The following is a 24,818-nucleotide window of genomic DNA, read 5'->3' on the forward strand; positions in this document are numbered from 1 at the left end:
CAATTAAAATTATTTATTTTTCTTTGATTTATATCTTGTTTGTGAATTTAAGATTTTCTTTCTAAGTCTAAATTCATTAGGTGTGATTTCTATTAACTCATCATCTTCAATAAATTCAAGAGCTTCTTCAAGACTCATTTTTCTTGCTGGAGAAAGTCTAAGAGCTTCATCAGAGCCAGATGCTCTTACATTTGTTTGTTTCTTTGATTTTGTAACAGAAACTTCGATTTCTACTCCCTTTGGAGATTCGCCAACAACTTGTCCTTCGTAAACATCTTCTCCTGGAACAACAAATAGAGTTCCACGTTCTTGGGCATTGTTAAGTCCATAAGCTGAAGCTGTTCCTGTGTCAAAGGAAACTATGGAAGCATTAACTCTTCTTGGAATATCTCCTTTAAATGGTACATAAGATTCAAAAATAGAATTTAGGATTCCAGAACCCTTAGTGTCAGTCATAAATTCAGTTCTATAACCAATAAGTCCCCTTGATGGAATTATAAATTCAAGTCTTTGATAACCACCATTTGGTTCAACTATATTTACAAGTTCACCTTTTCTTCTACCAAGCTTTTCTATAACAGAACCTGCATAAACATTGTCAACATCAATTGTTACTCTTTCAGTTGGTTCAAGTTTTTTGCCATTTTCATCATATTTATATAAAACTTGTGGTTTAGAAACTTGGAATTCATAACCTTCACGTCTCATGTTTTCTATTAAAACTGAAAGGTGAAGTTCTCCTCTACCACTTACCTTGAAGGAGTCAGTAGTGTCAGTTTCTTCTACTCTAAGTCCAACATCAGTTTGAAGTTCTTTATTTAATCTTGCCTTGATTTGTCTTGAAGTTAAAAACTTTCCTACTCTTCCTGCAAAAGGTGAATCATTTACAGAGAAGTTCATAGATATAGTCGGCTCAGAAATTTTTACAAATTCAAGAGCTTCTGTATCTTCTGTTGAAGTAATAGTATCTCCAATATTTATGTCCTCAATACCAGTTACGGCAACGATAGAACCTGACCTTGATGAATCTACCTCAACTCTGTCTAGACCTTCAAATTCATAAATTTGTGCAATTTTAATGTTTTCTTGGAAATCTGGCAATTCTTTATTAACTCTAACAAGTTTGTCATTTTCTTTAATTACACCTTGTTCGATTTTACCAATACCGATTCTTCCAATATATTCATTGTAGTCAATTGTAGAAATTAAAAGTTTAAAGGGTTCGTCATCTCTTTGTTCTGGACTTGGAATATATTTGATAATAGTTTCAAAAAGTGGGTCCATATTTTCCATCTTGTCGTCTAAGTCTAGTGCTGCAATGCCTTGTTTTGCAGATGCAAAAACAAAAGGACATTCAAGAACATCATCGTCAGCACCAAGTTCAATAAATAAATCAAGAACTTCGTCTACAACATCAAGTGGTCTTGCTTCTGGTCTGTCTACCTTATTTATGCAGACAATAACTGGAAGATTAAGTTCAAAGGATTTCTTTAAAACAAATTTCGTTTGAGGCATTGGTCCTTCAAAGGCATCTACTAATAAAACAACACCATTTACCATTTTTAAAACACGTTCAACTTCGCCACCAAAGTCGGCGTGTCCTGGTGTGTCAATAATATTAATCTTTACACCATTGTGATTCACGGCAGTGTTTTTAGAAAGAATAGTGATTCCTCTTTCCTTTTCAATGTCGTTAGAATCCATTACCCTTTCATTAACCTTTTGATTGTCCCTAAAAATACCTGATTGTCTTAGTAGGGCATCAACTAAAGTAGTTTTGCCGTGGTCAACGTGGGCAATAATTGCAATATTTCTAATATCTTCTCTTTTCAAAAATCTCATCTCATTTCTTCATGTTTCTATCCTATTTTAATCTTAAATAAAAAAAAGTGCAACATAAAATGACCTATAAACCGATATTTTCAAAGTTTATAGGTCATTTTTTTTAATGGTAACGACAATAGCAACGAGTTGCTATTGGAGTGGTCTTCACAGTGAAGCCGAGCCCAGCGATGGCTGAACTGATGAAGAAGCTTATGCAGGACACAAGTCTAATACTACTTATTAATGAGTATTAGACTTGTGACTCGCACTTATTTCTTGAATCTTTCAACTAATTCATCGAAAGTTACTTCTTCCTGATCTCCAGTCTTCATATCCTTCAAACTATACTTTCTTGACTTAATTTCTTCTTCGCCAAGTACTATTACATAGTCTACCTTTGTTTGGTCTGCATACTTAAATTTCTTTTTAAGTTTTGCAAATTCTGTATAAACTGAAACTTTTACTCCTTTTTCTCTTAATTCGCTGAGAAGTTTAATACCATCAGAAAGACAGTCATCCATAGGTATTATCAAAAGATCAACTAGAGATTTTTCTTCACTAGAAATAATTTTTGCTTCATTTAATTGGTAGAAAAGCCTAGAAAGTCCAATGGAAATTCCAACTCCTGGAAGAGTTTTGTCTGTGTAATAACTTGCAAGATCTTCGTATCTACCACCAGAGCAAACTGAACCAATTTTTGGATAATTATCAAGAGTAGTTTCGTAAACTGTTCCTGTATAATAATCAAGACCTCTAGCTATTTTTAGGTCAATGTCAAATGAGTCTTCATCTATGCCAAAATCTCTCATGTAGCCAACAACTTGAGTAATTTCGTCAAGTCCTTCAAGGAAGATTTCATTTTCTATATTTAAATCTCTAAGTTGCTCTAGGATTTCATCCACAGATCCACCGATTTTTATAAATTCTAGAATTTTTTCTCCAGAAGCCTTGTCAACTCCAGATTCAGATAATTCTTCTAGGACACTTTCTTCGCCAATCTTGTCGAGTTTATCCACAGTTCTCAAAACATTCATTGAGTCTTCGATGCCAAGTGAGGCAAAAAATCCCTTTAAAATCTTTCTATTATTTAGGTGAATTGTAAAGTCTGTGAATCCTAAATCTTTAAAAGTGTGGAAAATTACAACTGGAAATTCTGCATCATTTACTAGGGATAATTCTCCCATACCAATTGTGTCAATATCACATTGGTAAAATTCTCTAAAACGTCCTTTTTGAGCTTTTTCTCCTCTATATACCTTTCCTATTTGATATCTTTTAAAAGGGAAAGATAAATCGTTCATGTGTTCTACAGTATATCTTGCTAGAGGAACTGTTAGGTCAAATCTAAGACTCATGTCTGTGTCGCCCTTTGAAAATCTGTAAATTTGCTTTTCAGTTTCTCCACCGCCCTTTGCTAGTAGGACTTCAGATTTTTCTATAACTGGAGTATCTATTGGCAAAAAGCCGTGTTTTTCAAAATTCTTTCTTATTATGTCTTTCATCTCATTAAAGAGAATTTGATCCTTTGGAAGTAGTTCCATAAAACCTGGAAGGGTTGATGGTTTTACTATTGTCATGATATCACTCCTGTTTTATAAATTCTTATTTCTTCTTATAGTTATTATTAATATTTTTATTTTATCACATTTAGATATCTTTTTGTACTTTTGTATAGTATTATATGAAAGTTTTCTTTTTTCACAATATACAAGTGCTATTTTTTAAAATTTTTAAAATTTTATTTGCCCTTCTCTTTTGACTTGCGAGTTATTATCATTTATAATAAATTAGTTAATATTTATAACAATATTAATAGAAAATTTCAGGAGGAAAAAAGATGGAAAGAACGGTAATTGAGTTCGGCATGTTCGAAACTCTACTTCTCGGCGTATTAGCCATTTACTTGGGAGATTTCCTGAGAAAAAAATTCCCTGTCCTAGTTAAGTACTGTCTGCCTTCAGCAGTAATAGGCGGCACTATTGTTTCTATTATAACAATGCTTTTATACTATGCAGGAGTTATGGAACCAAACTTTGATTTCAAAACAGTTAACACTTTATTTTACTGCTTATTCTTTGCTGCCAGTGGAGCTGCAGCCAGCCTTTCACTTTTGAAAAAAGGTGGAAAGCTTGTAGTTATTTTTGCAGCTTTGGCTGCCATACTTGCTGCTTGTCAAAATGCAGTAGCACTAGGTGTTGGTAACTTACTGCATGTTCACCCACTTATCTCTATGATGACTGGTTCAATACCAATGACAGGTGGACACGGAAATGCTGCAAGTTTTGCACCAATAGCTGTTGATGCTGGTCAATCTGCTGCAATGGAAGTTGCAATTGCATCTGCTACTTTTGGTCTTATTGCTGGTTCTCTTATTGGTGGACCTTATGGTAACTTTATTGTCAGAAGATTTGGCTTTGAAAATCCAGAACTTGACAATCAAGCTACAACAATTGTAGATACTGCAAAAACTGTAATGATGAACAAGAAAACTGTGGTTTCTTCTGTCAATATGTTGGTTCTTGCTTGTGGTATTGGTCAATTAGTTTTCTTAGGTCTTCAAAAAACTGGAGCAAACATTCCAATTCACGTTTGTTGTATGCTTGGTGGAATTCTTGTAAGAGTATTTTTAGACAAGACTGGAAGAGCCGAAGATTCACTTCTTGAAGCAATTGATACTGTTGGAGATTTTTCTCTTGCACTCTTTGTTTCTATGTCAATTGTAAGTATGAAATTGTGGCAACTAGCAGACCTAGGACCTCAACTTATTGTACTTCTTCTTGCTCAAGTTGTTCTTGTTCTAGCATTCACATACTTCTTGACATTTAGGCTACTTGGCAAGAATTACGATGCAGCTGTTATGACTGTAGGTCACCTTGGATTCTCAACAGGAGCTGTTCCAGTTTCAATGACTACAATGAAAACAGTTTGTGACAAATATAGATTTTCTAAACTTGCCTTCTTTGTTGTTCCAGTAATTGGTGGTTTTATTTCAAACTTTACAAATGCACTAATAATTACAAAATTCTTGGACATTGCTACAAAAATGGGCATGGGTATGTAATTTAAAATTTAATAATTCTTAAATTATATTTGAAATTTATTTTTGAAAATGTAAAAGGGCTAGTAGTAAAAACTATTAGCCCTTTTCTTATTTTAAATTTTTATATTTATTTTTAATTAATTAGTAAAGTCCTGAAGCTTTTTCAGAAGTGTTAATGAAAATATTCTTAACTTGTGAATAAGCATCAAGCATCATCTTGTGGTTTTCTCTTCCAATACCTGATTTCTTGTAGCCGCCAAATGGTGCGCCTGCTGGAAGTTGGTTATAAGTGTTAACCCAAACTCTTCCTGTTTCGATTCCTCTTGCAACTCTAATTGCCTTGTTGATGTCCTTTGTCCAAACAGCACCTGCAAGACCATAATCAGAATCATTTGCCAACTTAATAACTTCATCTTCGTCCTTGAACTTAATTACAACTGCAACTGGTCCAAAGATTTCATCTCTTGCAACCTTCATATTGTTGTCAGCATTTGTAATAAGAGTTGGCATTGTGAAGTAACCATTTTCTGTGCCATTCTTTGTAGCTTTTTCGCCACCAACAGCAATAGTTGCTCCTTCTTTTCTTGCAACTTCTACATAACCAAGAACTTTTTCAGTTTGTGATTTATTTACTTGTGCTCCAACTTGAGTGTCTTCTTCCCAAGGTAGACCAACTTTTATATTCTTGAATTTTTCAATTGCCTTTTCAACAAATTCGTCGTAAATATTTTCGTGAACAAAAACTCTTGAACCTGCACAACATACTTGACCTTGGTTAAATAAAATTCCCATAGCAAGTCCATCAAGTGCAAGATCCATATCGCAATCATCGAAGAATATATTAGCTGACTTTCCGCCAAGTTCTAAAGTAGCAGGAATTAATTTTTCTGCTGCAGCACTTGCAATTTTATAGCCAACTTCAGTTGAACCAGTGAAAGCAAGTTTTGAAAGTCCTTCATGGTGTTGTAAATATTCTCCAGATTTAGAACCAGATCCTGTAACAACATTGATAACTCCCTTTGGAACAACGTCTTTTATTAACTTCATAAGTTCAAGTAGAGATAATGAAGTAGTTGAAGATGGTTTAATAACAACTGCATCTCCTGCTGCAAGAGCTGGAGAAAGTTTCCAAGCTGCCATTAAGAATGGGAAGTTCCATGGAATAATTTGTCCAACAACTCCAAGAGGTTCACGAAGAACAATGGATAGAGTATTTTCGTCAATAGCATTGGCAGTTCCTTCTTCAGCTAGGATTGCTCCAGCAAAATATCTAAAGTGTTCTGATGCTAGAGGAATATCAATATTTCTTGTTTCTCTAATTGGTTTACCGTTATCAAGAGTTTCAACCATTGCAAGATGGTCTGCATTTTCATCGATAATATCAGCAATCTTGTTTAGGATTTTTGCTCTTTCATATCTATTAGTCTTTTTGTATTCCTTGAAGCCTTCCCAAGCAGCCTTAACTGCATTGTCTACATCTTTTTCTGATGCTTGGGCTATGGATGATAATTTTTCGCCATCAGCTGGACAAAATACATCTAAGCTTTCTCCACTTTCACTTTCAACAAATTCTCCACCAATAAATAGGCCATACTTTTTATCTAAATTAATATTTGGTTTAGTCATTTTACACTCCTTATTTTACTTTAATGTATCATATAAAGCTCTCATATAAAAATTACCCCTCATAATTGATTTAAAACTTCAAAAATCTTATTTTTAATATTTTACTTAGCGAAAGTTTTTTCTCTTTTAGGCACTAAAAAAAGACCTTTTTCGGTCTTTTTCTTTGTTTTCTATTTGATTTTCTTTATCAATTTTACTTTTATTAAGTATCCCATTCTAAATATAAAATTTCTCCCCTATCTTCATCAAGTATTAGGGCAACAAAATTTCCATACATTCCTGCAAAAACATATTCCGAAGTCGGTTTAAAATAAATTTCATTTTTTAAATCAAGAGAAGGGTCAAAGCCTCTCTTTTTAACTTGTAAGTAACAAGTTTCTATTTGGGATAATTTATTTTCATCCTTTTCAACATAATAATCTTTTAAAGACTTTTTTATCTCTTCACTATCATTTTTATCAAAAGAAAATAAAACTGCCGCCTCGCCATCTCCGTGAAAACTTGGCTCCTTATAAAGTTCTCTAATTCTCTTTACAGATTTAGGAAATCTTATGCCAAATTCATTTTCCACTTCTTTGACAGACTGATCCCTATTGTCAGATAACAAAAACAAGACTGGAATTGCTGCAAGAAAAATTATAAACATTGCAATTAAAATTCTCTTAAATTTTTTATCAGTCATCTTCATCACCTTGATACCTTAAAATATCTCCAACATCACAATTTAAAACCCTACAGATTTCCGAAAGAGTAGAAAATCTTATAGCCTTTGCCTTATTAGTTTTTAAAATAGAAAGATTGGCAATAGTAATGCCTACTTCTTCAGATAATTCAGTCAATGTCATTTTATTTTTTGCAAGTTCTATATCCAAATCCACAATTATTTTTCCCATAATCTACCTCAAATCGTAAGATCATTTTCTTCTTTTAAGACAATTCCTTCCTTAATGAGATCAGCTAAAAGAAGAAAAATTTGTCCAACTAACATTGCCAAGATTCCAAGCCCAATAAAAATAAGATTTGTTATAGATCCATCTAGGTTAAAATTTGTATAAATAATTGCAAGGATTGACAGTAAAAAAATTCCAATAAAAGAAAGTGCAACTAGTTGAAGATCAAATAACATATTTGTATCAAAAAGCTTATCTTCTCCATATTTTTTAAGGGCAAAGAGCCCAAATAAAATTGCTATGATTAAAGCAATTATAATAGCTTCACACAAAAATAACATTGGATATTTCATGTTCATAAACATGGGATAAAGTTTAGCCATGAAATTTGAAGCCTTAATGAGTCCATAGGAAAGACTCATTAAAATAATAATTGCAAATACTAAAAGTCCACCAATAAATTTAACTCTAAAAGATTTCATAAGATCCTCCTTTTCTTTTATTATATAGAACTATTTAATGAATTACAATAAATATTTATCGTTTTTCGATAAATATTTTGTTTTAGATAGTTAAAATATCAAAATAAAAAAGTCTGCAGGATAAGCCACAGACTTTTTTGAAAAATTCTTATTTATTATTTATTTACTTTTCTTCATTTCATTTTTTAGAAGAGTTAATTCTTTTCTTAATTCTTCAATTTCTTTTTTAAGAGATTCATCTTCTTTTACTTTTTGATTTTCTTCTTTTAATTGTGTAATTTCATCTTTAAGAGCCTTGATTTCTTTTTCAGAATCAGTCTTTATCTTTGTAATCTTTCTTTCTAGACTTGATTTAGCTTTCTTTTCATCTGCAAATTCTTTAGAAAGTTCTTGAACTTCAGTCATAAATTCTTCTGCATCTTTAGCTGTTGCTATTGGAAAATCTGCCAATCTTTCTGCAAGTTTTTCTTTGTAAGAAAGCTTATTTTTTCAACTACATCTAAAATTTCTTGAACCTTTTCTTTGTATTCATTAGAATTTACAAGTTCCTTATAAGCTTTTTCAAAGTTATTCATATAGAATCTATAGAAATCTGCAAAATCTTCTAAAGAAGCTTCTGTTTCAAGCCCTTCTATATAAGCTCTTTGTGCCTTTAATGCTGTCTCTTGATTTTTCTTTTCAAGGAATAAATTAAAGTCTAAAAGTTTAAGTTCAAGGTCTAGATAATTTTGTAATTCTCTCTTAGATTTTTCCTTTTCTTCAGGGCTTATGCCAATAGTTGGCATTTCATAAATCTTGTCCAAAATTCCTTGATAAAATTCTTTTACATCAGCCACTAAAAGTTCTGGTCTATTTTTTATGGCATTTTCATAAAAATCAATAGATTTCTTAGAATTTTCTATAGCTGGTCTAATAAATTTTTCCAAATTAAAGTTTTCTAGAACTCTGTAATAACTGTCTGGAATTAATTTATAAAAATACTTTTTAGACATTTCAACTAACTCATCGCTATAAAGTTCAAAAAGTTCAATTAATTTGTTTTGTGCAGCTACAAGATCTAGGTCCTTATAAAAAATCACCATAAGCAAGATAAAGCTTATTCAAGAAGTCCATATTTTTCTTGTAAGATTCAATAGAATCTTGGTATCCTGGAACTTGTGCAAAGAATTCTCTAAAGTTTTCTTCAAACTTTTTATTCATTTCTGTGTAATTGTTAAAAAATTCCATTGGATTTTTAAAATTATTTGTGAACATATTTGCAGCAAAAGGATTATAATCTCCTAAATTAAAAGAATCCATGAATTTGCCATAAGCTTCCTTTTGCTTTTCAAATATATTTTTCTGCATCTCCATCATATCTTCAAAAAAATTATTATTATACATTTTTTTCCTCCTCTTAAATATCATCCACTAATTTCTTTAATACTATTCCACAAGTATTCTCAAAACTTTTGCTTTATTAAGTTATAACAATAAATGACAATATAGTCAAATAATGATTACCTTTTCCCCAAAAATATTTAAAATTTTACATATTGTTGACACTTTTTATATATCTCCTTATAAATATGTTACCCAATTAAAGCGTTTATAATTTATATTTCGTAACATATTTTATTTTAATCACACTTTTAGTAAAAAAGATTATTTTAATCATAAAAAGTGTTCATACTTTTCCCATTTTGCAAGCTTCCTTTATAATTCTTTGTCCTTATGTTATAATGTATTTAAGAAAAATTTTAATTAGGGGGAGGACGTACATATTATGGAAAAACCTTGGGAGTTTGATGATTTTATATTTGATGGCGATGTTCTAAAGGGAATGACAAGAAAGGGCAAAGACAAAATCAAGAATGAAGAATTATTTGATATGGTAGTGCCTACTGAAGGACCTGACGGAACAAAGATTAGAGTTATTGGAGAACAATGCTTCTTTAGAAGAAAACTTAACTCTGTTGTAATTCCTGAAACTGTTGAAGAAATTCACTACGAAGCTTTTGGAGTTAACAATCTTACAGAAGTTGAAATTCCTGATGGAATCAAAAAGATTGATGCTTACGCATTCTACAGAAACAAATTAACTGATGTTAAGTTACCAGAAGATCTAGAATACATCGGCGACAATGCATTCTCACTAAACCAAATTGGTGAAATTGCAATTCCTGATACAGTTGAATTCATTGGAGTAAGTGCTTTCTACAAGAACAACCTTACTGAAATCAACTTACCTAAAAACATCAAGGAAATCGACATGTATGCTTTCAGAAAGAACAACATCCGTGAAGTTAACGTACCAGCTGGTATAGAAAAACTTGATCACAGAGCTTTCGAAGAAAACACTGTTGTTAAAGAAGACTAAAATTTATATTTTTAACTGTTGTCTTAGGGCAACAGTTTTTTATTGCCTATTTTTATTATTTTTAAATTTTTACCTTTTAAATTTACTAATCTCTTATACTTTTTTTAATAAATTCCTACTGGCTTTTATTAAATTTTCTAAAAATTTTAACTTTATTCAAAATAAAAAACTGCCAAGCCTGACAGTTTTATAAAGAAATATATAATTTTACATCTCTATTTTTCTACCTATTTCCTTTTCAAGGGCAAGTTCATAAATTCGCTCTGCCGCAACTAGATCAAGACCGGCAAAACCAACTGTCTTAAACCAAGTTATCTCATCTTTTGATTCTCTTCCAACTTCCTCTCCCAAAATAAGATTGCCCAGCTCGTGAGAAATTTTTTCTTCTTTAATTTTTCCCTCTTTTATAGGAATTATTACATCACCAGCTTCTTTTATTACACCTTCATTTGTATCTGTAAAAATTTTATCAGCTCTTACAATAAATTCAGCAGGTGTTTCTTGCATATCCGGCCTATAAGATCCAACACTATTTATATGGACTCCTCTTTTTACTTTATTTCCATTGAAGACTGCTTTTTTAGAAGTAGTAACTGTTGTTATGATATCTACTTGACCCAATATCTTATCCATATCATTTACAGGAAGAATTTTTGCTCCATATTTTTTTAATTTTTCATCCATTTCTTTTGCAAAAGTTTCTGCCCTTTTAAAATTTATATCATACACATAGGCCTTCTTGATTTTTCTAACTGCAAGGACTGCTTCTAATTGTGTCGCAGCTTGTCCTCCAGTCCCTATTAATAAAAATTCTTTAGCATCTTTATTAGATAAAAGTTCTGTTGCAGCTCCAGAAACTGCTCCTGTTCTTAATCTCGTCAAAACTGTTCCGTCTAAAATAGCTTTAACAAAACCATTTGCCCTATCTATTAAAATCATTGTGGAAGGTGCACTTACAAGTCCTTTTTCAATATTTTGTGGATAGATATCAATTATTTTCATGCCAAGAGCATTTTTATCTTTAATAAAACCAGGCATAAAAATTGCAGTGCTAGAACTTTCTTTATCAACATCAATAACAGTTCTAAGAGGAATATCGGATTTCCCTTGGCTATAAGATTTTAGAGCTTCTTTGTCAGCTTCAATAATATCTTTTATATCAACTGCTTTTAAAATATCTTCTTCCCTTAAAATTAAAATCTCCATAAGTTTTTCTCCTTATTTTTTATAATATATAAATTAATTTTACTTAAACTTTTAAATTTCTTTTAGCTTTATATTTTTATAAAATATTTTATTAACTTCTAAAGATTATTATATCAGAAAATCTCCTACTATTTTTAGGCATAAAAAAGACGCCGACTCCTCGGCGCCTAAAATTTATATTTTTATTACATTCTATTAAGTTGAACCATTTCGTTAAATGTTTCAAGTTGAGTTTTAGCTTGACCAAAGTCAGTCATTTGTTGGTCATAACCCATCTTAATTAGTGGAATACCAGCTTTTTCGTAAGCTTGTTTTAATGATGGATATTCCATTTCTTCTGTATCGTTAAATGTCATCATGAATAGAAGACATCCGTCAGCATCGTTATCAAGAGCTAGGTCAACAACATATTTTGGTCTCTTCCAAATATCTGGATCGTAAAGAATTGGATCTTCGTCCATTCTTGCAAATTGATCAGCAAGAGCCATGTATGGATCTTCAATAGAAGTATCAACGTCAACTTTGAATCCTCTTGATTCACTTGCAACGTCATCTGCAACTACACAGATGTTGAAGTTGTCAAGAACTTCAAGAAGTGCTGGGTTGTCAGTGATGATACCAGAAGTTACTACTCTTGGTCCATTGCATTCTTCTTTTGGCATTGCTTTAAGAGCTTCAATAAGTTCTTTTAGCATCTTGTTGTGTTCATCTTTAAGCATGTGGAAAGAAGCTTTAAGAACGTTACATCTATCAGATGCTTTAATTGTCTTAGAGTAGTCACCACATAATTTAACAAATTCTCTCTTTAGAGCTCTGTTTTCGTTATATACTTCGAAAGCTTTCTTTAGATTTTCGTCAGTGATTTTAACATCACAAATTTCTTCTAATCTTTCTGCAGCTTGTTTAAAGATTTTTGCATTGTAAGTTTTACCAAAGTCTTCTTTTCTGTGTTGTGCGTGGTTTAAGAAAATCATTGGGATTTCTCTACCTACAGAAACTTTGTAGTTTTGAGAGAATGGTCTTAGTGTATCATCAAGAGTTGTAATCATTGATGCGCTAAGTCCGTCTAGTGATCCGTCAAGACCCATTTCTAGACATCTAAGAGCTAGTGAATAGTAGAATGTTGGGAAATATTCTTTAGCCTTATCAATTGGACCTTGTCCTCCCCAAACTCCGTAAGGTACTAGTCCACCTGCATAGATAATTTCTTCAGGTGCATAGTAAGGGAATACACCGACAACTTTTTTACCTTCAGCAAGGTACTTGTCAATTTGTTCTCTTCCGTTTTCTGCTATATGTTTAAATTCTTTTAATAATTCTTTTATATCAGTCATTTTGCACCCCTATTAAATTGTAGTCTTAGACCAGTCAGTTTCTTTAGTGTTTTCGAAATTAGTGTAAACATCTTCGCCCTTAGCAAGTCTGTCTGCTTTTCTTTCGTTCATAATTTCTACTAAACCTTGAACTCTTGTCTTGTATTGTTCTTGAGAGAAGTTTCTTTCGTCAGCTTGGTCACCGTCAAAGTGAACTACTGGAATATCAAGGTCTTCTCTCCATCTTCTTTCGATTTCAGGCATTGCTCCTGACCATGGTTTACAAGATCTATTGTAGTTAACAAGTGCTCCAGAAACTCCGTTTTCTTTAGCCATTGTTTCTCTCCATTCAACACCGTCTTCGATACATACTGAACAAGGTGCTTTACAGTAAGCTGCAGCCATTTCTCTAACAGTTGTGTATTGGAAACCGAAAGCAGGTGCATATACTACTGCAGTTACGTTAACACCATTTTGTTTTAATGGTTCAAATAGGTTTCTTAGTCCTGGCCAGCAAGGTATACCTTCAAATAGGATTCTGTGTTCTTCTGGGTATTCCCAAGTAGAAGTTCCTTCCTTAACTGATTGTTCATATTCTGCTGCTAGAAGTTCAAATCCTTCTGCTGCATCAATTTCACATCTTGCAGCTACAATGTCTGCCATGTGGTTAAATAGGTCAAATCCAGAAAGTGGAGATGGTTCATAAGCCATGTAAGAACATGCTTTAAGCCATGCTGCTGCAGTTCTGTTAGCAATTTGACAAGCTTCTTCGAATTTCTTTTCATCAAATTTCTTACCAGTAAGTTTTTCAAGTTGGTGAATAGCGTATTCGAATTGTCCCATTAAGTAATCAACTTTTTCTTCTGGTACATCAACTGTATTTTGGAATGGAATATCAATCATAATCATTGGAATATCGTGCATTCTTGCAATGTTTTCATACCATTTAGTCATCATGTTACAGATGTTGTTACAGCAAAGTACGAAGTCTGGTTGTGGCATCTTTCTTGAGTCAGTTGGTTCTCCAGCTGCATAAGCAAGTGAAATTCTTGCATAACCACAAATGTCGTTGTCGTATCCCATATCTTCAGCTGTTTGACAAAGTCTTAAACCGTCTTTTTTAGCTGCAGTTGTTGCTGCGTGGTTTTCTGGATATACTGCGTGTAGTCCAAATGCCTTTGCAAGTTCAATAGGGAATTTAGATGATGACCATCCAACTAGTTCTCCTCTTTTTTTAGCATCCCATGCTGCTCCGTAAACTCTATCTACTACATTTCTTAACGCTTGAGCTGCAGGAATGTTTCCTTCGATTGGTCTTGGTTTCTTACCAGGTATTTTTTGAATTTTTTCAGCCATAGTTTACCTCCTAAAATAAATTATGCATTAGCCTTTTTATCTTTTAATTTTTCCAATTTACATTTTTGATATCCAAATAGCGCTGCTCCAAGAGCACCATTTAGTTGACATAAAGGTGAAGTGTGGATCTTGTGTCCTGTATTATCTTCGAGAGCTCTAACCATACCCTCGTTTAAAGCAACACCACCTGTAAATACTATGTCGTCATTTAAACCAACCCTCTTTGCAAGAGAACCTACTCTTGCGGCAATTGATTGGTGAATCCCCTTAACTATATCTTCAATCTTCGTTCCACTTGCGAGTTGTGAAATAACTTCTGATTCAGCAAAAACAGTGCAAGTAGAAGAAATACTAACGTCTTTAGTAGACAGTTTGTCTAATTCTTCTAGCTTGGAAACATCTACTTCAAGAACTTTTGCGATTACATCTAAGAACCTTCCAGTACCTGCGGCACACTTATCATTCATAACAAAGTTTTCAAGCATACCATTATCTCCAATTTTTAGAGCCTTGGCATCTTGTCCACCGATATCAATGATTGTACGTACATTTGGGAATAAGAAGTACGCACCCTTAGCGTGACATGAAAGTTCAGACATTTGGAAATCTGCTTCTTCTAGTGAAGTTCTGCCATATCCAGTTGCCATAACATAGGCTATGTCCTCTCTTGTCAAGTTAGCACTCTCAAGAGTTTCTTTAATTGTTCTTGATGGACCACTTGTTCCAGCTCCAACATCAATACAGGAGCTTGAGATAATTTCCTTGCCATCCTTTAAAATAATACTCTTTGAGGCAGTCGAACCAATATCGACGCCCATTGTATAAATAGCTTCTGCCATACAATCTCCTCTTTAATTTTAACATTAATATCTTACTCTTCTTAATTCTACTATAATTATGTATCTTTGTCAAAATCACTAGAGGCTTGAAAGCCGAATTTTCAAGGATTCTAAGGGCTTGAGACTTTACTATTATAATAAAATAAATATTATTTTTTACTTATAGTAAGGCATATTGTCATATGCAAAAATATTGGATAATCCTTTTGAGATTATCCAATAAATTGTCATATTTTTTATATTATTTAATATTATTTAGTCTATCGTAATCTCTAATAATTCTTGGAGTAAGCATTTGATGAACTGGACAAATAGAATCTGGATCTTGGTAAGCACTTTCAGTGAAAGCAATAATATAGTTTCTCCAAAGATTCATATTTACAATTTCATCTACTAGACCATACTTAGCACAAGAGAATGGTTTTGATTTTTCTGCATAATCTTGAATCAAGTCGTTCATCTTGTCAATAGTAGGTTGAAGATCTTTTCCAGCTTTTTTATCTTTTGCAAGTCTTCTAGAGTACATTGCAGTAGCTGCTGTTTCCCCATTCATTACGTTGATTTCAGTTGCTGCAGTTCCAAGTGAGAATGCGTTAGTGTCATTACCTTGAGGTCCACCAAGTACATAGTGAGCTGCTGCAGTACCTTTTCTCATTGTAATTTCCATTTGTGGAAGATCAGAGTTTTGGATTGAATAAATAAGTGATTGACCAAGTCCTAGTAGTTCTGCCTTTTCAGCATCGTCACCAACGTCGATACCAGTAGTATCTTGTAACCATACTATAGGAAGTCTATCTCTAGCACAAAGTGTTACGAATTCATTCATCTTTATAAGACCTTGTCTATAAAGTTTACCACCAATTGAGATGTGTTTTGGATCATTGTAGTATTCTGGATAGCCCATTAATAGACCTTGAACGTTAGCTACAACACCAACTAAAAGTCCGTTAACTTTAGCAAGACCAGTTACCATTTCTCTACCGTATCCTTTTTTGTATTCCATGAATTCTGAACCGTCAAAAAGTCTTGCGATTACATCATAAACATCATAAGCTTTTTTACCGTTAAGTGGAATTAAAGAATACATGTCGTTAGGATCATATAGTGGATTCTTTGGATCATCTACTCTAAAGAATTCTCTATCAAATTTTGGAAGCATAGAAAGATATTTTCTAATACCTTCAAGTACGCCTTCTTCTTCAACATAACATTCTCTCATGAAACCAGTTTGAGCAAAGTGAACTCCAACTGATCCTGGAGGAGTAGTTTTCTTAGCGTTAGCAGTTTGATCTGCTATTTGATTTGCTCCTTCTTCGTCGATATATCCCTTAGGATTCATACCGCCAAGGATTCCAGCTCCACCAACAGCCATGTTTGCATCTTTATGTGCAATTATAATTGTAGGTGAAATTGAGTGGTATCCACCACCAGCTGGGTTAGTACCATAAATACCAACAATTACAGGAACTCCACATTGGTTAAGTCTTGAGTTTCTGTAGAATGGAGTACCGCCACCACGTCTGTTTGGATATACTTTTTCTTGTTCATCAAGTTTTACACCTGAACAGTTTAGTATATAAACTAGTGGAATTCTAAGTCTTTCAGCTGTATCTGATGCTCTTAGAAGGTCATCAGCTTGTCCTGCAATCCATGCACCTGCAAGTTTCTTGTTATCTGATGCAACGATGTAAACCCATCTGTCATCAACTTTTGCAAGTCCCTTAACAACACCAGTTGTTCCGTGATCATTGTCACCAGGGTTATAAATTGTATTTAGTGGGCACCAAGTACCTTCGTCGATAAGTTCAGCAATTCTTTGAAGTGCGGTCATTTCGCCACGTTCATTTACTTTTGCATCTGGTTTTCCAGCAGCAAGAGCTTTTTCAGCAAACTCTCTGATTTCTTCTTCAACTTCTCTTAGTTGATTGAAGTTATCTTCGTCTACTGCCCTCAAAGGATTCCCAATAGTCTTCATATTTTGGAAATATGAAGAAAGTGAATATTGAGTCATTTGTCCTCCTATTTTTCTATCTATCTATTTACTATTATTCTTCAACAGGTCTCTTTATAAAAGCTTCGCCTGGGTCGATTTCTTCTCTTATTAGTTTAATAACATCTTCATCTGGTTCTTCAAGTTCAACTGCACGAGATACATCAAGATCAAATCCAGTGTTTTCAAGAACATCTTCTGGTGATGAAGAAGGATAGTATCCTGCAAGATACATTTTCTTAGTATCTTCATCAAATTTTAAGATACCTTTATCAGTTACAACCATTTGTGGTCCAACATTTTCAGGAATACCTACTCTAGTTCTTCCACCAGGGCCGTCGATCCAACCTGGAGAAGTAATATAGTCAACTTTTTCTATAAATCTTCTCTTTTCGTGTTGCATCATGATAATTGTGTTTACATAAGTTGCAATACCGTTAGCTCCACCAGATCCTGTGAATCTTGTCTTAGGGTGGTGGTAGTCACCGATTACTGTAGAGTTAACATTTCCGTATGGGTCGATTTGAGCTCCACCGATAAATGCGATCATTCTCTTTTTGTCGTGTCTCCATTCGTTAGCTTGGAATCCAACGTAAGTTGCATTTGTCCAGTGAACACCACAGTGTGCCATAAATCTGTTGTCACCAACTGATCTTGGAACTTCGATTGGGTCACAGTCCATAAGTCCTGATTCTACGATTAGGTAACAGTTAGGAGCATAAACTGCTTTTGCAAGAGAAGCACCAATTAGTGGTAGTCCTGTACCTACAATTGCGATTTGACCATCTTTAATTTGTCTTGCAATTGTAACTGCTTGCATTTCTTTATTAGTGTAATTATCGTATCTAGCCATTATTTTTCTTCTCCCTTCTTTAGTACGTCTGTTGCGTATCCAAATCCTGGAACATTTCTAAGTCCTATAAGTCTTGTAGCACCAAGTTTGTTTAGGTATGATTCGTGATCGTCAACTCCGTATACCCATTCGTCTAGGAATGCATTGAAATCTTCTTCTGTCTTTGATTTAACATTGTACATTTTGTAGAAATCAGCATCGTAGTCATAATAGTCATAACATTGTGAAGGGTGAGCTCCAAATGGTGCGTGAACTACTGCATCAACACAGAATCCTGGAATTTTGTTGTCAGCTGCATCAAAGTTTTTAATGTATTCATCACTTACAAGTTCTTCGCAAGTTACGATAACTTTTTTAGCTGCAATTGCAATGTCAACATCGTGGAATGTGTTTCCAAGAATTCTTGTAGTTCCATCTGGAGCAGCCATTTGTACGTGAATTATTGCAGTGTCAATTTCTGGAACTGGTGCTGCAACAAGTTTTTCTCCTTCTTTGAATGGGTTTTCAACATAGATGAATTTGTCATTTGGAAGTTTGTCGATTTTTTGTCTTTCTTCTTTAGAGATACCCCATTCATCAACTAGACCAGAACCCATCATTAATCTACATGGTAGATATGGAAGTCCAAGTGCAGCTGCGTGAATTCTTTGCATTTCAACGTCTTGAGAGTAGTCTTCCATTAGAAGTTCTCCCTTTTCAATTGCTGCTCTAAATCTTCTAGATACGTTTGTATATCCTGAGTTAGCAGTGTAGCAATTTATGTATGCTTTTACTCTGCCAGCTCCAATTAATGTGTCCCAATCTCCTCCTGCAGGTCCTGCTTCAACGATAAAATCTTTTTGTCCTTGACGTAAGATTTCGTTTACTGCTGCGTAAGGCTTTCTGTTAGTTGTAAATCCCCCAAGAGATATTACGTCGCCATTTTCAACATATTTTGCTATGGCGTCTTTAAGATTCATTACTTTACTCAAGTTAAAACCTCCTTATTGTTCAATATATAACTTGATTGCATAAATATTCAGCTCACAATGGAGCTGAATGAATTAATGACTAAATAGAATTAAGAATACACCTGCTGCTACGGCTGAGCCAATAACTCCCGCAACGTTAGGTCCCATTGCGTGCATTAGTAAGAAGTTTGTAGGATTGTATTTTCTACCTTCAACTTGTGAAACACGCGCTGCCATTGGTACTGCTGATACACCAGCTGATCCAATTAGTGGATTAATTTTTCCACCTGTTGCTACATATAAAATTTTTCCAAAAATAACACCGCCTGCTGTTGCAAAACAGAATGCCATTAAACCAAGAGCAATGATTTTAATTGTTGCTGGTTGTAGGAAAGTTGTTCCGTCTGCAGTTGCTCCAACTGTTACACCAAGCATGATAGTAACAATGTTCATAAGAGCATTTTGAGCAGTGTCTGATAATCTATTAACTACTCCTGATTCCTTAAATAGGTTTCCAAGCATAAGCATACCAAGAAGTGGTGCTACATCTGGAAGAAGTAGTGATGTGAAAAGTACAACTACAACTGGGAAAATAACTTTTTCTAGTTTAGATACTTTTCTTAGTGATGTCATAACTGTAGTTCTTTCTTTTTCAGTAGTAAGTGCCTTCATAATTGGCGGTTGAATCATTGGAATAAGTGCCATGTATGAATAAGCTGCTACTGCAATTGGTGCAAGTAAGTGTGGTGCTAATTGTGATGTAGTAAAGATAGCTGTTGGGCCGTCTGCTCCACCGATAATAGCAATTGAAGCTGCTTCTGGTCCTGAGAATCCTAAAGCTATTGCAACAATAAAGGCAACATAAATACCAAATTGTGCAGCTGATCCTAAAATAAGTGAAATTGGATTAGCAATAAGTGGACCAAAGTCAGTCATAGTACCAACACCCATGAAAATTAGACATGGGAATAAGTTTGACTTAACACCGTTATACATAATAGCTAGAACACCTGATGATTGCCAAGGGTCTGCTACATCCATTAAGCCTGTTAGCGGTAAGTTTCTAAGAAGCATACCGAATGCAATAGGAAGAAGTAATAGTGGTTCGTATTCTTTTTTAACTGCTAGATAAATTAATATGAAGGATACGATAAACATTACGACATTTTGCCATTGCAAGGATGCGAACCCTGATTCGGCGAGTATTCCCTGTAATGTTTCAATTAACATATGTTTTTGACCTCCCTATTATTCAACACTTGCTAGTAATGCGTCAGTATCTACAGTTTCTCCCGCTTTTACATTAAGTGTTACTTTACCTGCACATGGAGCTACGATTTCGTTTTCCATCTTCATAGCTTCAAGAATAAGAATTACATCTCCTGATGCTACTGTGTCTCCATTGTTTACATTTACTTTAAGAACAGTTCCTGGCATTGGTGCAACTACATCTCCAGATCCGCCTGATGCTGCAGGTGCTGCTGCTGGTGCAGGAGCTGCTGCTTGAGGAGCTGGTGCTGCAGGTGCAGGTGCTGCTTGAGGTGCAGGAGCTGCTTGAGGAGCTGCTGCAGGTGCTGCTGCTGGTGCTGCTGTTAATGATGCTGGTGTAAGAGATGCATATCCTCCGCCAACTTTTTCAACTTCTACTTCAAAAACTTTTCCATCTACTTTAACTTGATACTTCATTAATTTCTCCTTTTCATAAATAATAGAATAATTTAAATAATTTATTTCTTTTCGTTTATAGATACGATTCTAAAACTTTCAACTCTTGATCTTTCTTGCATGCTGATCGCTCCAACTATTGCTGCTAAAAGTGCAGGGTCCATTGAATTATCAACTGGTGCTGCTTTCGGTGAAGACTTTTTCGCTTGACTTGCATTTGCCTTTGCTGGGTCTTCTTTACCTTGAATTGCTCCTACTACTTTAGTAATAATAACAATTGCTATTAACAAAGATATAAGAGCCAAGAATACAACACACAAACCTGTCAATGCCACTCCAAAAGCCTCGCTCATGGTAAGACTAACATCTCCTAACATTATCACACCTCCCCACGTGATTTCATATTACGGAATCCATTCCAGCTTTTAAGAATATTATAACAAAGACCTAAAATTAATTCAATTAAAAACAATATGTAACGTCAATTAATCAAAATCTTTTGCAAACTAATTATACATTAAAATATGGGCAAAATAAAGGAAAGCCTTTTTAATAAAATCTTCCAAATAAACAAATTTTAATTATTTTTAACTATTGATTACATTTGTTAAAAAAAGATTTAATAATATTTTATTTTTTATTAAATTTTAATTTTTGAGGCAAAATCTTTGACTATATGAAAATTCAAATATTTTATTTACCTTTTTCAAATAAAATCCTAAGATGACTTATCTTTTTGTAAAGTTATAATATCAATTAACTATTTTAAAATTTAAAAAATTTTTCACACTTAATTTTTATTTTATAAAGCATTTATATAAAAAAACTTCCCAAAAATAAATTCTGGAAGTTTTTATTCGTACAGATTATCTTTTAATATAGTAGGAATTTTAAATTCTTAAAATTATTGAAAGAAACTAAAAAGGGAGCAAACCCAAATGTTCAACTAATATTTTTACACCTAAAAGAATTAATATTATTCCACCAGTGATTTGTGCCTTGTCTTTTAAGGCTATTCCAAAAAACTTTCCTATTTGAACTCCAACAAAGGATATTGTAAAAGTTGTAAATCCTATAACTAAAACTGCTAGTGATATTTTTATTTCTAAGAAGGCAAAGGAAACCCCAACTGCCAAAGCGTCAATAGATGTTGCAATGGCAAGTACAAATAAATTTTTTATATCAAGCCTATCTTCTTCTATTGGACAAGTTTTATCTCTTGCTTCCCTTATCATATTTATTCCAATTATACCAAGAAGGATAAAAGCGATCCAATGGTCAATTGCTTGAAGTTTTTCTGCAAAAATCGAACCCAAAAGATAACCTATGTAGGGCATTAGACCTTGAAAAACTCCAAAGAAAAGGGCAATAACAAGAGATTTTTCTAAAAAGTTTTTCTTTATTGCAAGTCCCTTACAAACAGCTGCTGCAAAGGCGTCCATTGAAAGTCCAAGGCCTACTAAAAATACTGAAAATAAATCCATCTTCTCTCCCCAAAAAAAATAGATGCCAAAAAGCATCTATCTTTATCTCATTTTTTAAACAATTATTTTAATAGTTCGTCTAATCTATTTTTGTCAAAGCCAACGATTTGTTCATCATCAACGCAAATTACTGGAACACCTGTGTATCCCATTGCCATTAATTCTTGTCTTGCTTCCTTATCAGTTTGTACGTTTTTTTCTTCGAAAGATACTTCTCTTTCTTTTAGATAATCTTTTGCCATTGTGCAATAAGGGCAAGTGTTGCTTGTATATACTGTTACTTTACTCATTTTATTTCCTCCTCATTGTCTTTTTATTATACTCCAACTCTTAAAAAAATCAAATAATTTAAGACTACTTCTTTGTTTTATAGATAAAATTTACAAAATAGATAATATACTTTTATAAATCTTACAACTTGTGCTCTGCGTGTTCTAGTCCATCCTTAAATATACATAGGACGTGCTCATCATCTAGGGAATAATATGCCCTTCTCCCACGCCTTTTTACCTTAATTAGATTTTGTGATCTAAGTAGGGCAAGTTGGTGAGATATAGATGACTGACTCATATCTAATAATTCTGAAATATCAGAAACACAAAGGGACCCATTCATTAGAGCATAAATTATTTTTATTCTAGTTGGATCTGACAGGGCCTTGAAAATTTGGGATAAGTTTTCTATTAAATTTTCTTTTTCATTAAAGTTTGATATATCCTTTTGAACTTTTTCAGGAATATCATCTATAAAATTTCCCTTCATTATTTCATTACCCCACACTTTTAAAATTTACACTTAAAATTATAAATTCTTCTAAAGTTAAGGTTTCCGCCCTTCTACTTCCATCAATTCCGCTTAATTCAAGAGCTCTTTTTATATCATCCTTTGTATAAGGAAGTTTTGAATTTGAAAAAGAATTTACTAGAGTTTTTCTCCTAGTAGTAAAGGCTGCCCTAACTATTTTAAATAAGAAGTCTGTATCAAGATCTTCTCTTTCTTTCATCTTTAGGTTGACAACTGCTGAGTCAACATTTGGCTTTGGTATAAATACTGAACTTGGTACTTGAAATTTGTAATTACAATCTGTGTAATAATTTATAAAAACAGATAAAGATCCATAGTCCTTATTTCCCGGCTTGGCTGCAAGTCTTTTTGCAACTTCCTTTTGAACCATTACAGTAATTGAAATTAAATTCACTTTAGATAAAATTAATTTTTCTATTATTGGCGTAGTCACATAATAGGGAAGATTTGCCACAACTTTAAATGGCTCATCCCCAAATTCTTCTTCTGTCAATTTTTTTAAATCTAGGTCGAGAAAGTCGCCATAAATAACTTTAACATTATCCATATTTAAAGTTTCCTTGTGAAGTTCTCTTAATTTCTCATCAATTTCAACTGCCAAGACTTTTTTTGCGCGTAAGGCAAGTTCTTCTGTCATGGTTCCAACACCAGGACCAATCTCAAGAATGTTATCATTTTCATTTACTTCAGCCGCATCAGCAATTTTTCTAACTATATTTCCATCTATTAAAAAGTTTTGTCCCAGAGATTTTGTAAATCTAAAGCCGTACTTTGAAAGAACCTCTGAAAGTTTGCTGGGTTTATATAATCTATCTATGGGAGTTCACTTCCTTCATCGCTTCATCAAATTCTTCCCTGCTTATGCCAAAGGAATTTAATTTGTGAAGAGTCTTTTTACCATTTCCATATCCTATTTTTAGGATTTCCGAAAGCATTTCTCTTCTATTTTTTGAATCATCAAAATTTATTAATCTATTTTCTATTAAATCAGCCATAGTAAATTCCGAAGACATTTCTGTCTTTGTTGCTCTAGCTGCTTTTAGTGCTTTTAAGATTTCTTCTGGAGAGGCATTTTCAACACCAATATCTCCATGTTTTGTGGATACACTTTGAGAAAGGTAGGCATGTTTTGCAGAAGGGATTTCATCAGCAATCCTCTTTCTAATTTGAGAACCCATGTAGTCAGAATCCGTAAAAATTATTATTCCCTTCTTCTTATCCATTTCCTTTAAGAGATTTATTAACTTTCTTCCAAAAGCAAAGCCGTGAGTGGTTATAATTTCTGCATCAACTGCCTTTTTTATGGCAATTTCATCATCACGACCCTCTGCGACAATTACTTCTTTAATTGTCATTTTCATATTCCAAAAAACCTCTTTGTATTTTCTGCTGTCACTTTTTCTATTTCAGCTGGATCAGTCTGTCTTAAATCAGCAATATATTGGCAAGTAAACTTCACAAGTTTTGGTTCATTTCTCTTGCCCCTATAAGGGACTGGAGTCATATAAGGACAGTCAGTTTCAAGAAGAAGCCTATCTAATGGAACAACTTTCGCAACTTCCTTTGGAGTCTTTGAATTTTTAAAAGTAACTGCACCACCAAGTGCAATGTAGTCTCCCATCTTCATGTACTCTTCCATCATTTCTACTGATTGTGAAAAACAATGAATAAGAGCAGTGAAGTCATATTTTTCATGAGCTTCTTTTAAAATATCAAAAGTGTCCTTTGCTGCATCACGTGAGTGAATCACAATATTTTTGCCAAGCCTTGCTGCAATCTCAATTTGTTTTTTAAAGACTTCTTTTTGAACATCCCTAGGAGAATTGTCATAGTAATAATCTAGTCCAATTTCTCCAATAGCAAGAACTTTTTTATTTTTAGAAAGTTCTATAAGTCTTTTTTCCACTTCTTCATTATAAGAATCAGCTTCGTGAGGATGGACTCCTATAGCTGCGTAGATATTTTCATATTTATTTGCAAGTTCTACTGACCTTTCTGAAGAGGCTAGATCAGAAGAATTATTAATAACGAGTTCTATTCCATTTTCAGCTAGACTCTTTATAAGACTTCCCCTATCTTCATCAAAGGCAGGATCATCTAAGTGTACATGTGAATCTATCATCTTTTCTCCTAACTA

General features: G+C 33.5%; 27 protein-coding genes. 2 read left to right on the plus strand and 25 right to left on the minus strand.

Annotated elements, in window-relative coordinates; genetic code table 11:
* Positions 1 to 9: 9 nt before the first annotated feature.
* Positions 10 to 1,842: a translational GTPase TypA gene (gene typA / locus HGPT_RS08295; protein WP_019139381.1), complete on the minus strand. Its 1,833-nt coding sequence runs from the start codon at positions 1,840 to 1,842 to the stop codon at positions 10 to 12.
* A 251-nt stretch (positions 1,843 to 2,093) separates the two neighbouring features.
* Complete coding sequence (gene hisS / locus HGPT_RS08300) at positions 2,094 to 3,401, minus strand: histidine--tRNA ligase (protein ID WP_019139382.1); 1,308 nt, start codon at positions 3,399 to 3,401, stop codon at positions 2,094 to 2,096.
* A 260-nt stretch (positions 3,402 to 3,661) separates the two neighbouring features.
* Between hisS and HGPT_RS08305 the strand changes: the two genes are divergently transcribed.
* Positions 3,662 to 4,885: a sodium/glutamate symporter gene (locus HGPT_RS08305; RefSeq protein ID WP_019139383.1), complete on the plus strand. Its 1,224-nt coding sequence runs from the start codon at positions 3,662 to 3,664 to the stop codon at positions 4,883 to 4,885.
* A gap of 120 nt (positions 4,886 to 5,005) precedes the next feature.
* On the opposite strand, the gene HGPT_RS08310 is transcribed toward HGPT_RS08305, so the two are convergent.
* The 7 genes from HGPT_RS08310 to HGPT_RS10235 all read right to left on the minus strand — a co-directional run bounded on the left by HGPT_RS08310 (position 5,006) and on the right by HGPT_RS10235 (position 9,245).
* Positions 5,006 to 6,490 (minus strand): aldehyde dehydrogenase family protein, encoded by a 1,485-nt coding sequence (locus tag HGPT_RS08310; protein ID WP_019139384.1) that lies wholly within the window; start codon positions 6,488 to 6,490, stop codon positions 5,006 to 5,008.
* A gap of 202 nt (positions 6,491 to 6,692) precedes the next feature.
* Positions 6,693 to 7,172, minus strand: coding sequence for a hypothetical protein (locus HGPT_RS08315; RefSeq protein WP_019139385.1), 480 nt, complete (start codon positions 7,170 to 7,172; stop codon positions 6,693 to 6,695).
* Positions 7,165 to 7,383, minus strand: a complete 219-nt coding sequence (locus HGPT_RS08320; RefSeq protein WP_019139386.1) for a helix-turn-helix domain-containing protein — start codon at positions 7,381 to 7,383, stop codon at positions 7,165 to 7,167. The genes HGPT_RS08315 and HGPT_RS08320 overlap by 8 nt, the downstream gene beginning before the upstream one ends.
* Positions 7,384 to 7,391: 8 nt before the next feature.
* On the minus strand, positions 7,392 to 7,862 hold the full coding sequence (locus HGPT_RS08325; RefSeq protein WP_019139387.1) for a DUF2975 domain-containing protein: 471 nt from the start codon (positions 7,860 to 7,862) through the stop codon (positions 7,392 to 7,394).
* Positions 7,863 to 8,021: 159 nt separating this feature from the next.
* Positions 8,022 to 8,312 carry a hypothetical protein gene (locus tag HGPT_RS10225; RefSeq protein WP_019139388.1) on the minus strand — a complete coding sequence of 97 codons (291 nt, stop codon included), beginning with the start codon at positions 8,310 to 8,312 and terminating at the stop codon, positions 8,022 to 8,024.
* Entirely contained in the window at positions 8,294 to 8,944 is a 651-nt protein-coding gene (locus HGPT_RS10230) for a poly(R)-hydroxyalkanoic acid synthase subunit PhaE (protein ID WP_019139389.1), read from the minus strand. Before HGPT_RS10230 ends, HGPT_RS10225 begins: the two co-directional genes overlap by 19 nt.
* Positions 8,928 to 9,245, minus strand: coding sequence for a hypothetical protein (locus tag HGPT_RS10235; RefSeq protein WP_019139390.1), 318 nt, complete (start codon positions 9,243 to 9,245; stop codon positions 8,928 to 8,930). Before HGPT_RS10235 ends, HGPT_RS10230 begins: the two co-directional genes overlap by 17 nt.
* Positions 9,246 to 9,627: 382 nt before the next feature.
* Between HGPT_RS10235 and HGPT_RS08335 the strand changes: the two genes are divergently transcribed.
* Complete coding sequence (locus tag HGPT_RS08335; protein ID WP_019139391.1) at positions 9,628 to 10,221, plus strand: leucine-rich repeat domain-containing protein; 594 nt, start codon at positions 9,628 to 9,630, stop codon at positions 10,219 to 10,221.
* Between the two features lie 207 nt (positions 10,222 to 10,428).
* Here HGPT_RS08335 and HGPT_RS08340 read toward each other — a convergent pair whose 3' ends face one another.
* The 16 genes from HGPT_RS08340 to HGPT_RS08415 form a co-directional block, all read right to left on the minus strand.
* Positions 10,429 to 11,427: an ornithine cyclodeaminase gene (locus tag HGPT_RS08340; RefSeq protein ID WP_019139392.1), complete on the minus strand. Its 999-nt coding sequence runs from the start codon at positions 11,425 to 11,427 to the stop codon at positions 10,429 to 10,431.
* 185 nt (positions 11,428 to 11,612) lie between these two features.
* The gene (locus HGPT_RS08345) at positions 11,613 to 12,761 is read right to left on the minus strand and encodes a 2-hydroxyacyl-CoA dehydratase subunit D (RefSeq protein WP_019139393.1); all 1,149 of its coding nucleotides are present in this window, start codon (positions 12,759 to 12,761) and stop codon (positions 11,613 to 11,615) included.
* Between the two features lie 12 nt (positions 12,762 to 12,773).
* Positions 12,774 to 14,096, minus strand: coding sequence for a 2-hydroxyacyl-CoA dehydratase subunit D (locus tag HGPT_RS08350; protein ID WP_019139394.1), 1,323 nt, complete (start codon positions 14,094 to 14,096; stop codon positions 12,774 to 12,776).
* 20 nt (positions 14,097 to 14,116) lie between these two features.
* Positions 14,117 to 14,935 carry an acyl-CoA dehydratase activase gene (locus HGPT_RS08355; RefSeq protein WP_019139395.1) on the minus strand — a complete coding sequence of 273 codons (819 nt, stop codon included), beginning with the start codon at positions 14,933 to 14,935 and terminating at the stop codon, positions 14,117 to 14,119.
* A 241-nt stretch (positions 14,936 to 15,176) separates the two neighbouring features.
* The gene (locus tag HGPT_RS08360; RefSeq protein ID WP_019139396.1) at positions 15,177 to 16,946 is read right to left on the minus strand and encodes an acyl-CoA carboxylase subunit beta; all 1,770 of its coding nucleotides are present in this window, start codon (positions 16,944 to 16,946) and stop codon (positions 15,177 to 15,179) included.
* 34 nt (positions 16,947 to 16,980) lie between these two features.
* Entirely contained in the window at positions 16,981 to 17,778 is a 798-nt protein-coding gene (gene gctB / locus HGPT_RS08365) for a glutaconate CoA-transferase subunit B (RefSeq protein WP_019139397.1), read from the minus strand.
* The gene (gene gctA, locus HGPT_RS08370) at positions 17,778 to 18,749 is read right to left on the minus strand and encodes a glutaconate CoA-transferase subunit A (protein ID WP_019139398.1); all 972 of its coding nucleotides are present in this window, start codon (positions 18,747 to 18,749) and stop codon (positions 17,778 to 17,780) included. The genes gctB and gctA overlap by 1 nt, the downstream gene beginning before the upstream one ends.
* 72 nt (positions 18,750 to 18,821) lie before the next feature.
* Positions 18,822 to 19,958 carry a sodium ion-translocating decarboxylase subunit beta gene (locus HGPT_RS08375; RefSeq protein WP_019139399.1) on the minus strand — a complete coding sequence of 379 codons (1,137 nt, stop codon included), beginning with the start codon at positions 19,956 to 19,958 and terminating at the stop codon, positions 18,822 to 18,824.
* A gap of 18 nt (positions 19,959 to 19,976) precedes the next feature.
* Positions 19,977 to 20,414: a biotin/lipoyl-containing protein gene (locus HGPT_RS08380; protein WP_019139400.1), complete on the minus strand. Its 438-nt coding sequence runs from the start codon at positions 20,412 to 20,414 to the stop codon at positions 19,977 to 19,979.
* Positions 20,415 to 20,455: 41 nt separating this feature from the next.
* The gene (locus tag HGPT_RS08385; RefSeq protein ID WP_019139401.1) at positions 20,456 to 20,770 is read right to left on the minus strand and encodes an OadG family protein; all 315 of its coding nucleotides are present in this window, start codon (positions 20,768 to 20,770) and stop codon (positions 20,456 to 20,458) included.
* A 540-nt stretch (positions 20,771 to 21,310) separates the two neighbouring features.
* Positions 21,311 to 21,877 carry a manganese efflux pump MntP gene (locus tag HGPT_RS08390; protein WP_040542948.1) on the minus strand — a complete coding sequence of 189 codons (567 nt, stop codon included), beginning with the start codon at positions 21,875 to 21,877 and terminating at the stop codon, positions 21,311 to 21,313.
* Between the two features lie 62 nt (positions 21,878 to 21,939).
* A complete protein-coding gene (locus tag HGPT_RS08395) occupies positions 21,940 to 22,167 on the minus strand; it encodes a glutaredoxin family protein (RefSeq protein ID WP_019139403.1) in 228 nt (75 codons plus the stop codon).
* 121 nt (positions 22,168 to 22,288) lie between these two features.
* Positions 22,289 to 22,639: an ArsR/SmtB family transcription factor gene (locus HGPT_RS08400; protein WP_019139404.1), complete on the minus strand. Its 351-nt coding sequence runs from the start codon at positions 22,637 to 22,639 to the stop codon at positions 22,289 to 22,291.
* A gap of 7 nt (positions 22,640 to 22,646) precedes the next feature.
* Positions 22,647 to 23,498: a 16S rRNA (adenine(1518)-N(6)/adenine(1519)-N(6))-dimethyltransferase RsmA gene (gene rsmA, locus HGPT_RS08405; protein ID WP_040542935.1), complete on the minus strand. Its 852-nt coding sequence runs from the start codon at positions 23,496 to 23,498 to the stop codon at positions 22,647 to 22,649.
* Complete coding sequence (gene rnmV, locus HGPT_RS08410) at positions 23,491 to 24,042, minus strand: ribonuclease M5 (protein ID WP_019139406.1); 552 nt, start codon at positions 24,040 to 24,042, stop codon at positions 23,491 to 23,493. Before rnmV ends, rsmA begins: the two co-directional genes overlap by 8 nt.
* On the minus strand, positions 24,039 to 24,803 hold the full coding sequence (locus HGPT_RS08415) for a TatD family hydrolase (RefSeq protein ID WP_019139407.1): 765 nt from the start codon (positions 24,801 to 24,803) through the stop codon (positions 24,039 to 24,041). The genes rnmV and HGPT_RS08415 overlap by 4 nt, the downstream gene beginning before the upstream one ends.
* Positions 24,804 to 24,818: the final 15 nt, after the last annotated feature.

It is taken from the genome of Peptoniphilus timonensis JC401, from assembly GCF_000312025.1.
Classification (GTDB): Bacteria; Bacillota; Clostridia; order Tissierellales; family Peptoniphilaceae; genus Peptoniphilus_A; species Peptoniphilus_A timonensis.

Coding starts and splice junctions, on each gene's coding strand:
- typA (WP_019139381.1), bottom strand. CDS start 1,842: ATGAGATTTTTGAAAAGAGAAGATATTAGAAATATTGCAATTATTGCC.
- hisS (WP_019139382.1), bottom strand. CDS start 3,401: ATGACAATAGTAAAACCATCAACCCTTCCAGGTTTTATGGAACTACTT.
- HGPT_RS08305 (WP_019139383.1), top strand. CDS start 3,662: ATGGAAAGAACGGTAATTGAGTTCGGCATGTTCGAAACTCTACTTCTC.
- HGPT_RS08310 (WP_019139384.1), bottom strand. CDS start 6,490: ATGACTAAACCAAATATTAATTTAGATAAAAAGTATGGCCTATTTATT.
- HGPT_RS08315 (WP_019139385.1), bottom strand. CDS start 7,172: ATGACTGATAAAAAATTTAAGAGAATTTTAATTGCAATGTTTATAATT.
- HGPT_RS08320 (WP_019139386.1), bottom strand. CDS start 7,383: ATGGGAAAAATAATTGTGGATTTGGATATAGAACTTGCAAAAAATAAA.
- HGPT_RS08325 (WP_019139387.1), bottom strand. CDS start 7,862: ATGAAATCTTTTAGAGTTAAATTTATTGGTGGACTTTTAGTATTTGCA.
- HGPT_RS10230 (WP_019139389.1), bottom strand. CDS start 8,944: ATGGTGATTTTTTATAAGGACCTAGATCTTGTAGCTGCACAAAACAAA.
- HGPT_RS10235 (WP_019139390.1), bottom strand. CDS start 9,245: ATGTATAATAATAATTTTTTTGAAGATATGATGGAGATGCAGAAAAAT.
- HGPT_RS08335 (WP_019139391.1), top strand. CDS start 9,628: ATGGAAAAACCTTGGGAGTTTGATGATTTTATATTTGATGGCGATGTT.
- HGPT_RS08340 (WP_019139392.1), bottom strand. CDS start 11,427: ATGGAGATTTTAATTTTAAGGGAAGAAGATATTTTAAAAGCAGTTGAT.
- HGPT_RS08345 (WP_019139393.1), bottom strand. CDS start 12,761: ATGACTGATATAAAAGAATTATTAAAAGAATTTAAACATATAGCAGAA.
- HGPT_RS08350 (WP_019139394.1), bottom strand. CDS start 14,096: ATGGCTGAAAAAATTCAAAAAATACCTGGTAAGAAACCAAGACCAATC.
- HGPT_RS08355 (WP_019139395.1), bottom strand. CDS start 14,935: ATGGCAGAAGCTATTTATACAATGGGCGTCGATATTGGTTCGACTGCC.
- HGPT_RS08360 (WP_019139396.1), bottom strand. CDS start 16,946: ATGACTCAATATTCACTTTCTTCATATTTCCAAAATATGAAGACTATT.
- gctB (WP_019139397.1), bottom strand. CDS start 17,778: ATGGCTAGATACGATAATTACACTAATAAAGAAATGCAAGCAGTTACA.
- HGPT_RS08375 (WP_019139399.1), bottom strand. CDS start 19,958: ATGTTAATTGAAACATTACAGGGAATACTCGCCGAATCAGGGTTCGCA.
- HGPT_RS08380 (WP_019139400.1), bottom strand. CDS start 20,414: ATGAAGTATCAAGTTAAAGTAGATGGAAAAGTTTTTGAAGTAGAAGTT.
- HGPT_RS08385 (WP_019139401.1), bottom strand. CDS start 20,770: ATGTTAGGAGATGTTAGTCTTACCATGAGCGAGGCTTTTGGAGTGGCA.
- HGPT_RS08390 (WP_040542948.1), bottom strand. CDS start 21,877: ATGGATTTATTTTCAGTATTTTTAGTAGGCCTTGGACTTTCAATGGAC.
- HGPT_RS08395 (WP_019139403.1), bottom strand. CDS start 22,167: ATGAGTAAAGTAACAGTATATACAAGCAACACTTGCCCTTATTGCACA.
- HGPT_RS08400 (WP_019139404.1), bottom strand. CDS start 22,639: ATGAAGGGAAATTTTATAGATGATATTCCTGAAAAAGTTCAAAAGGAT.
- rnmV (WP_019139406.1), bottom strand. CDS start 24,042: ATGAAAATGACAATTAAAGAAGTAATTGTCGCAGAGGGTCGTGATGAT.
- HGPT_RS08415 (WP_019139407.1), bottom strand. CDS start 24,803: ATGATAGATTCACATGTACACTTAGATGATCCTGCCTTTGATGAAGAT.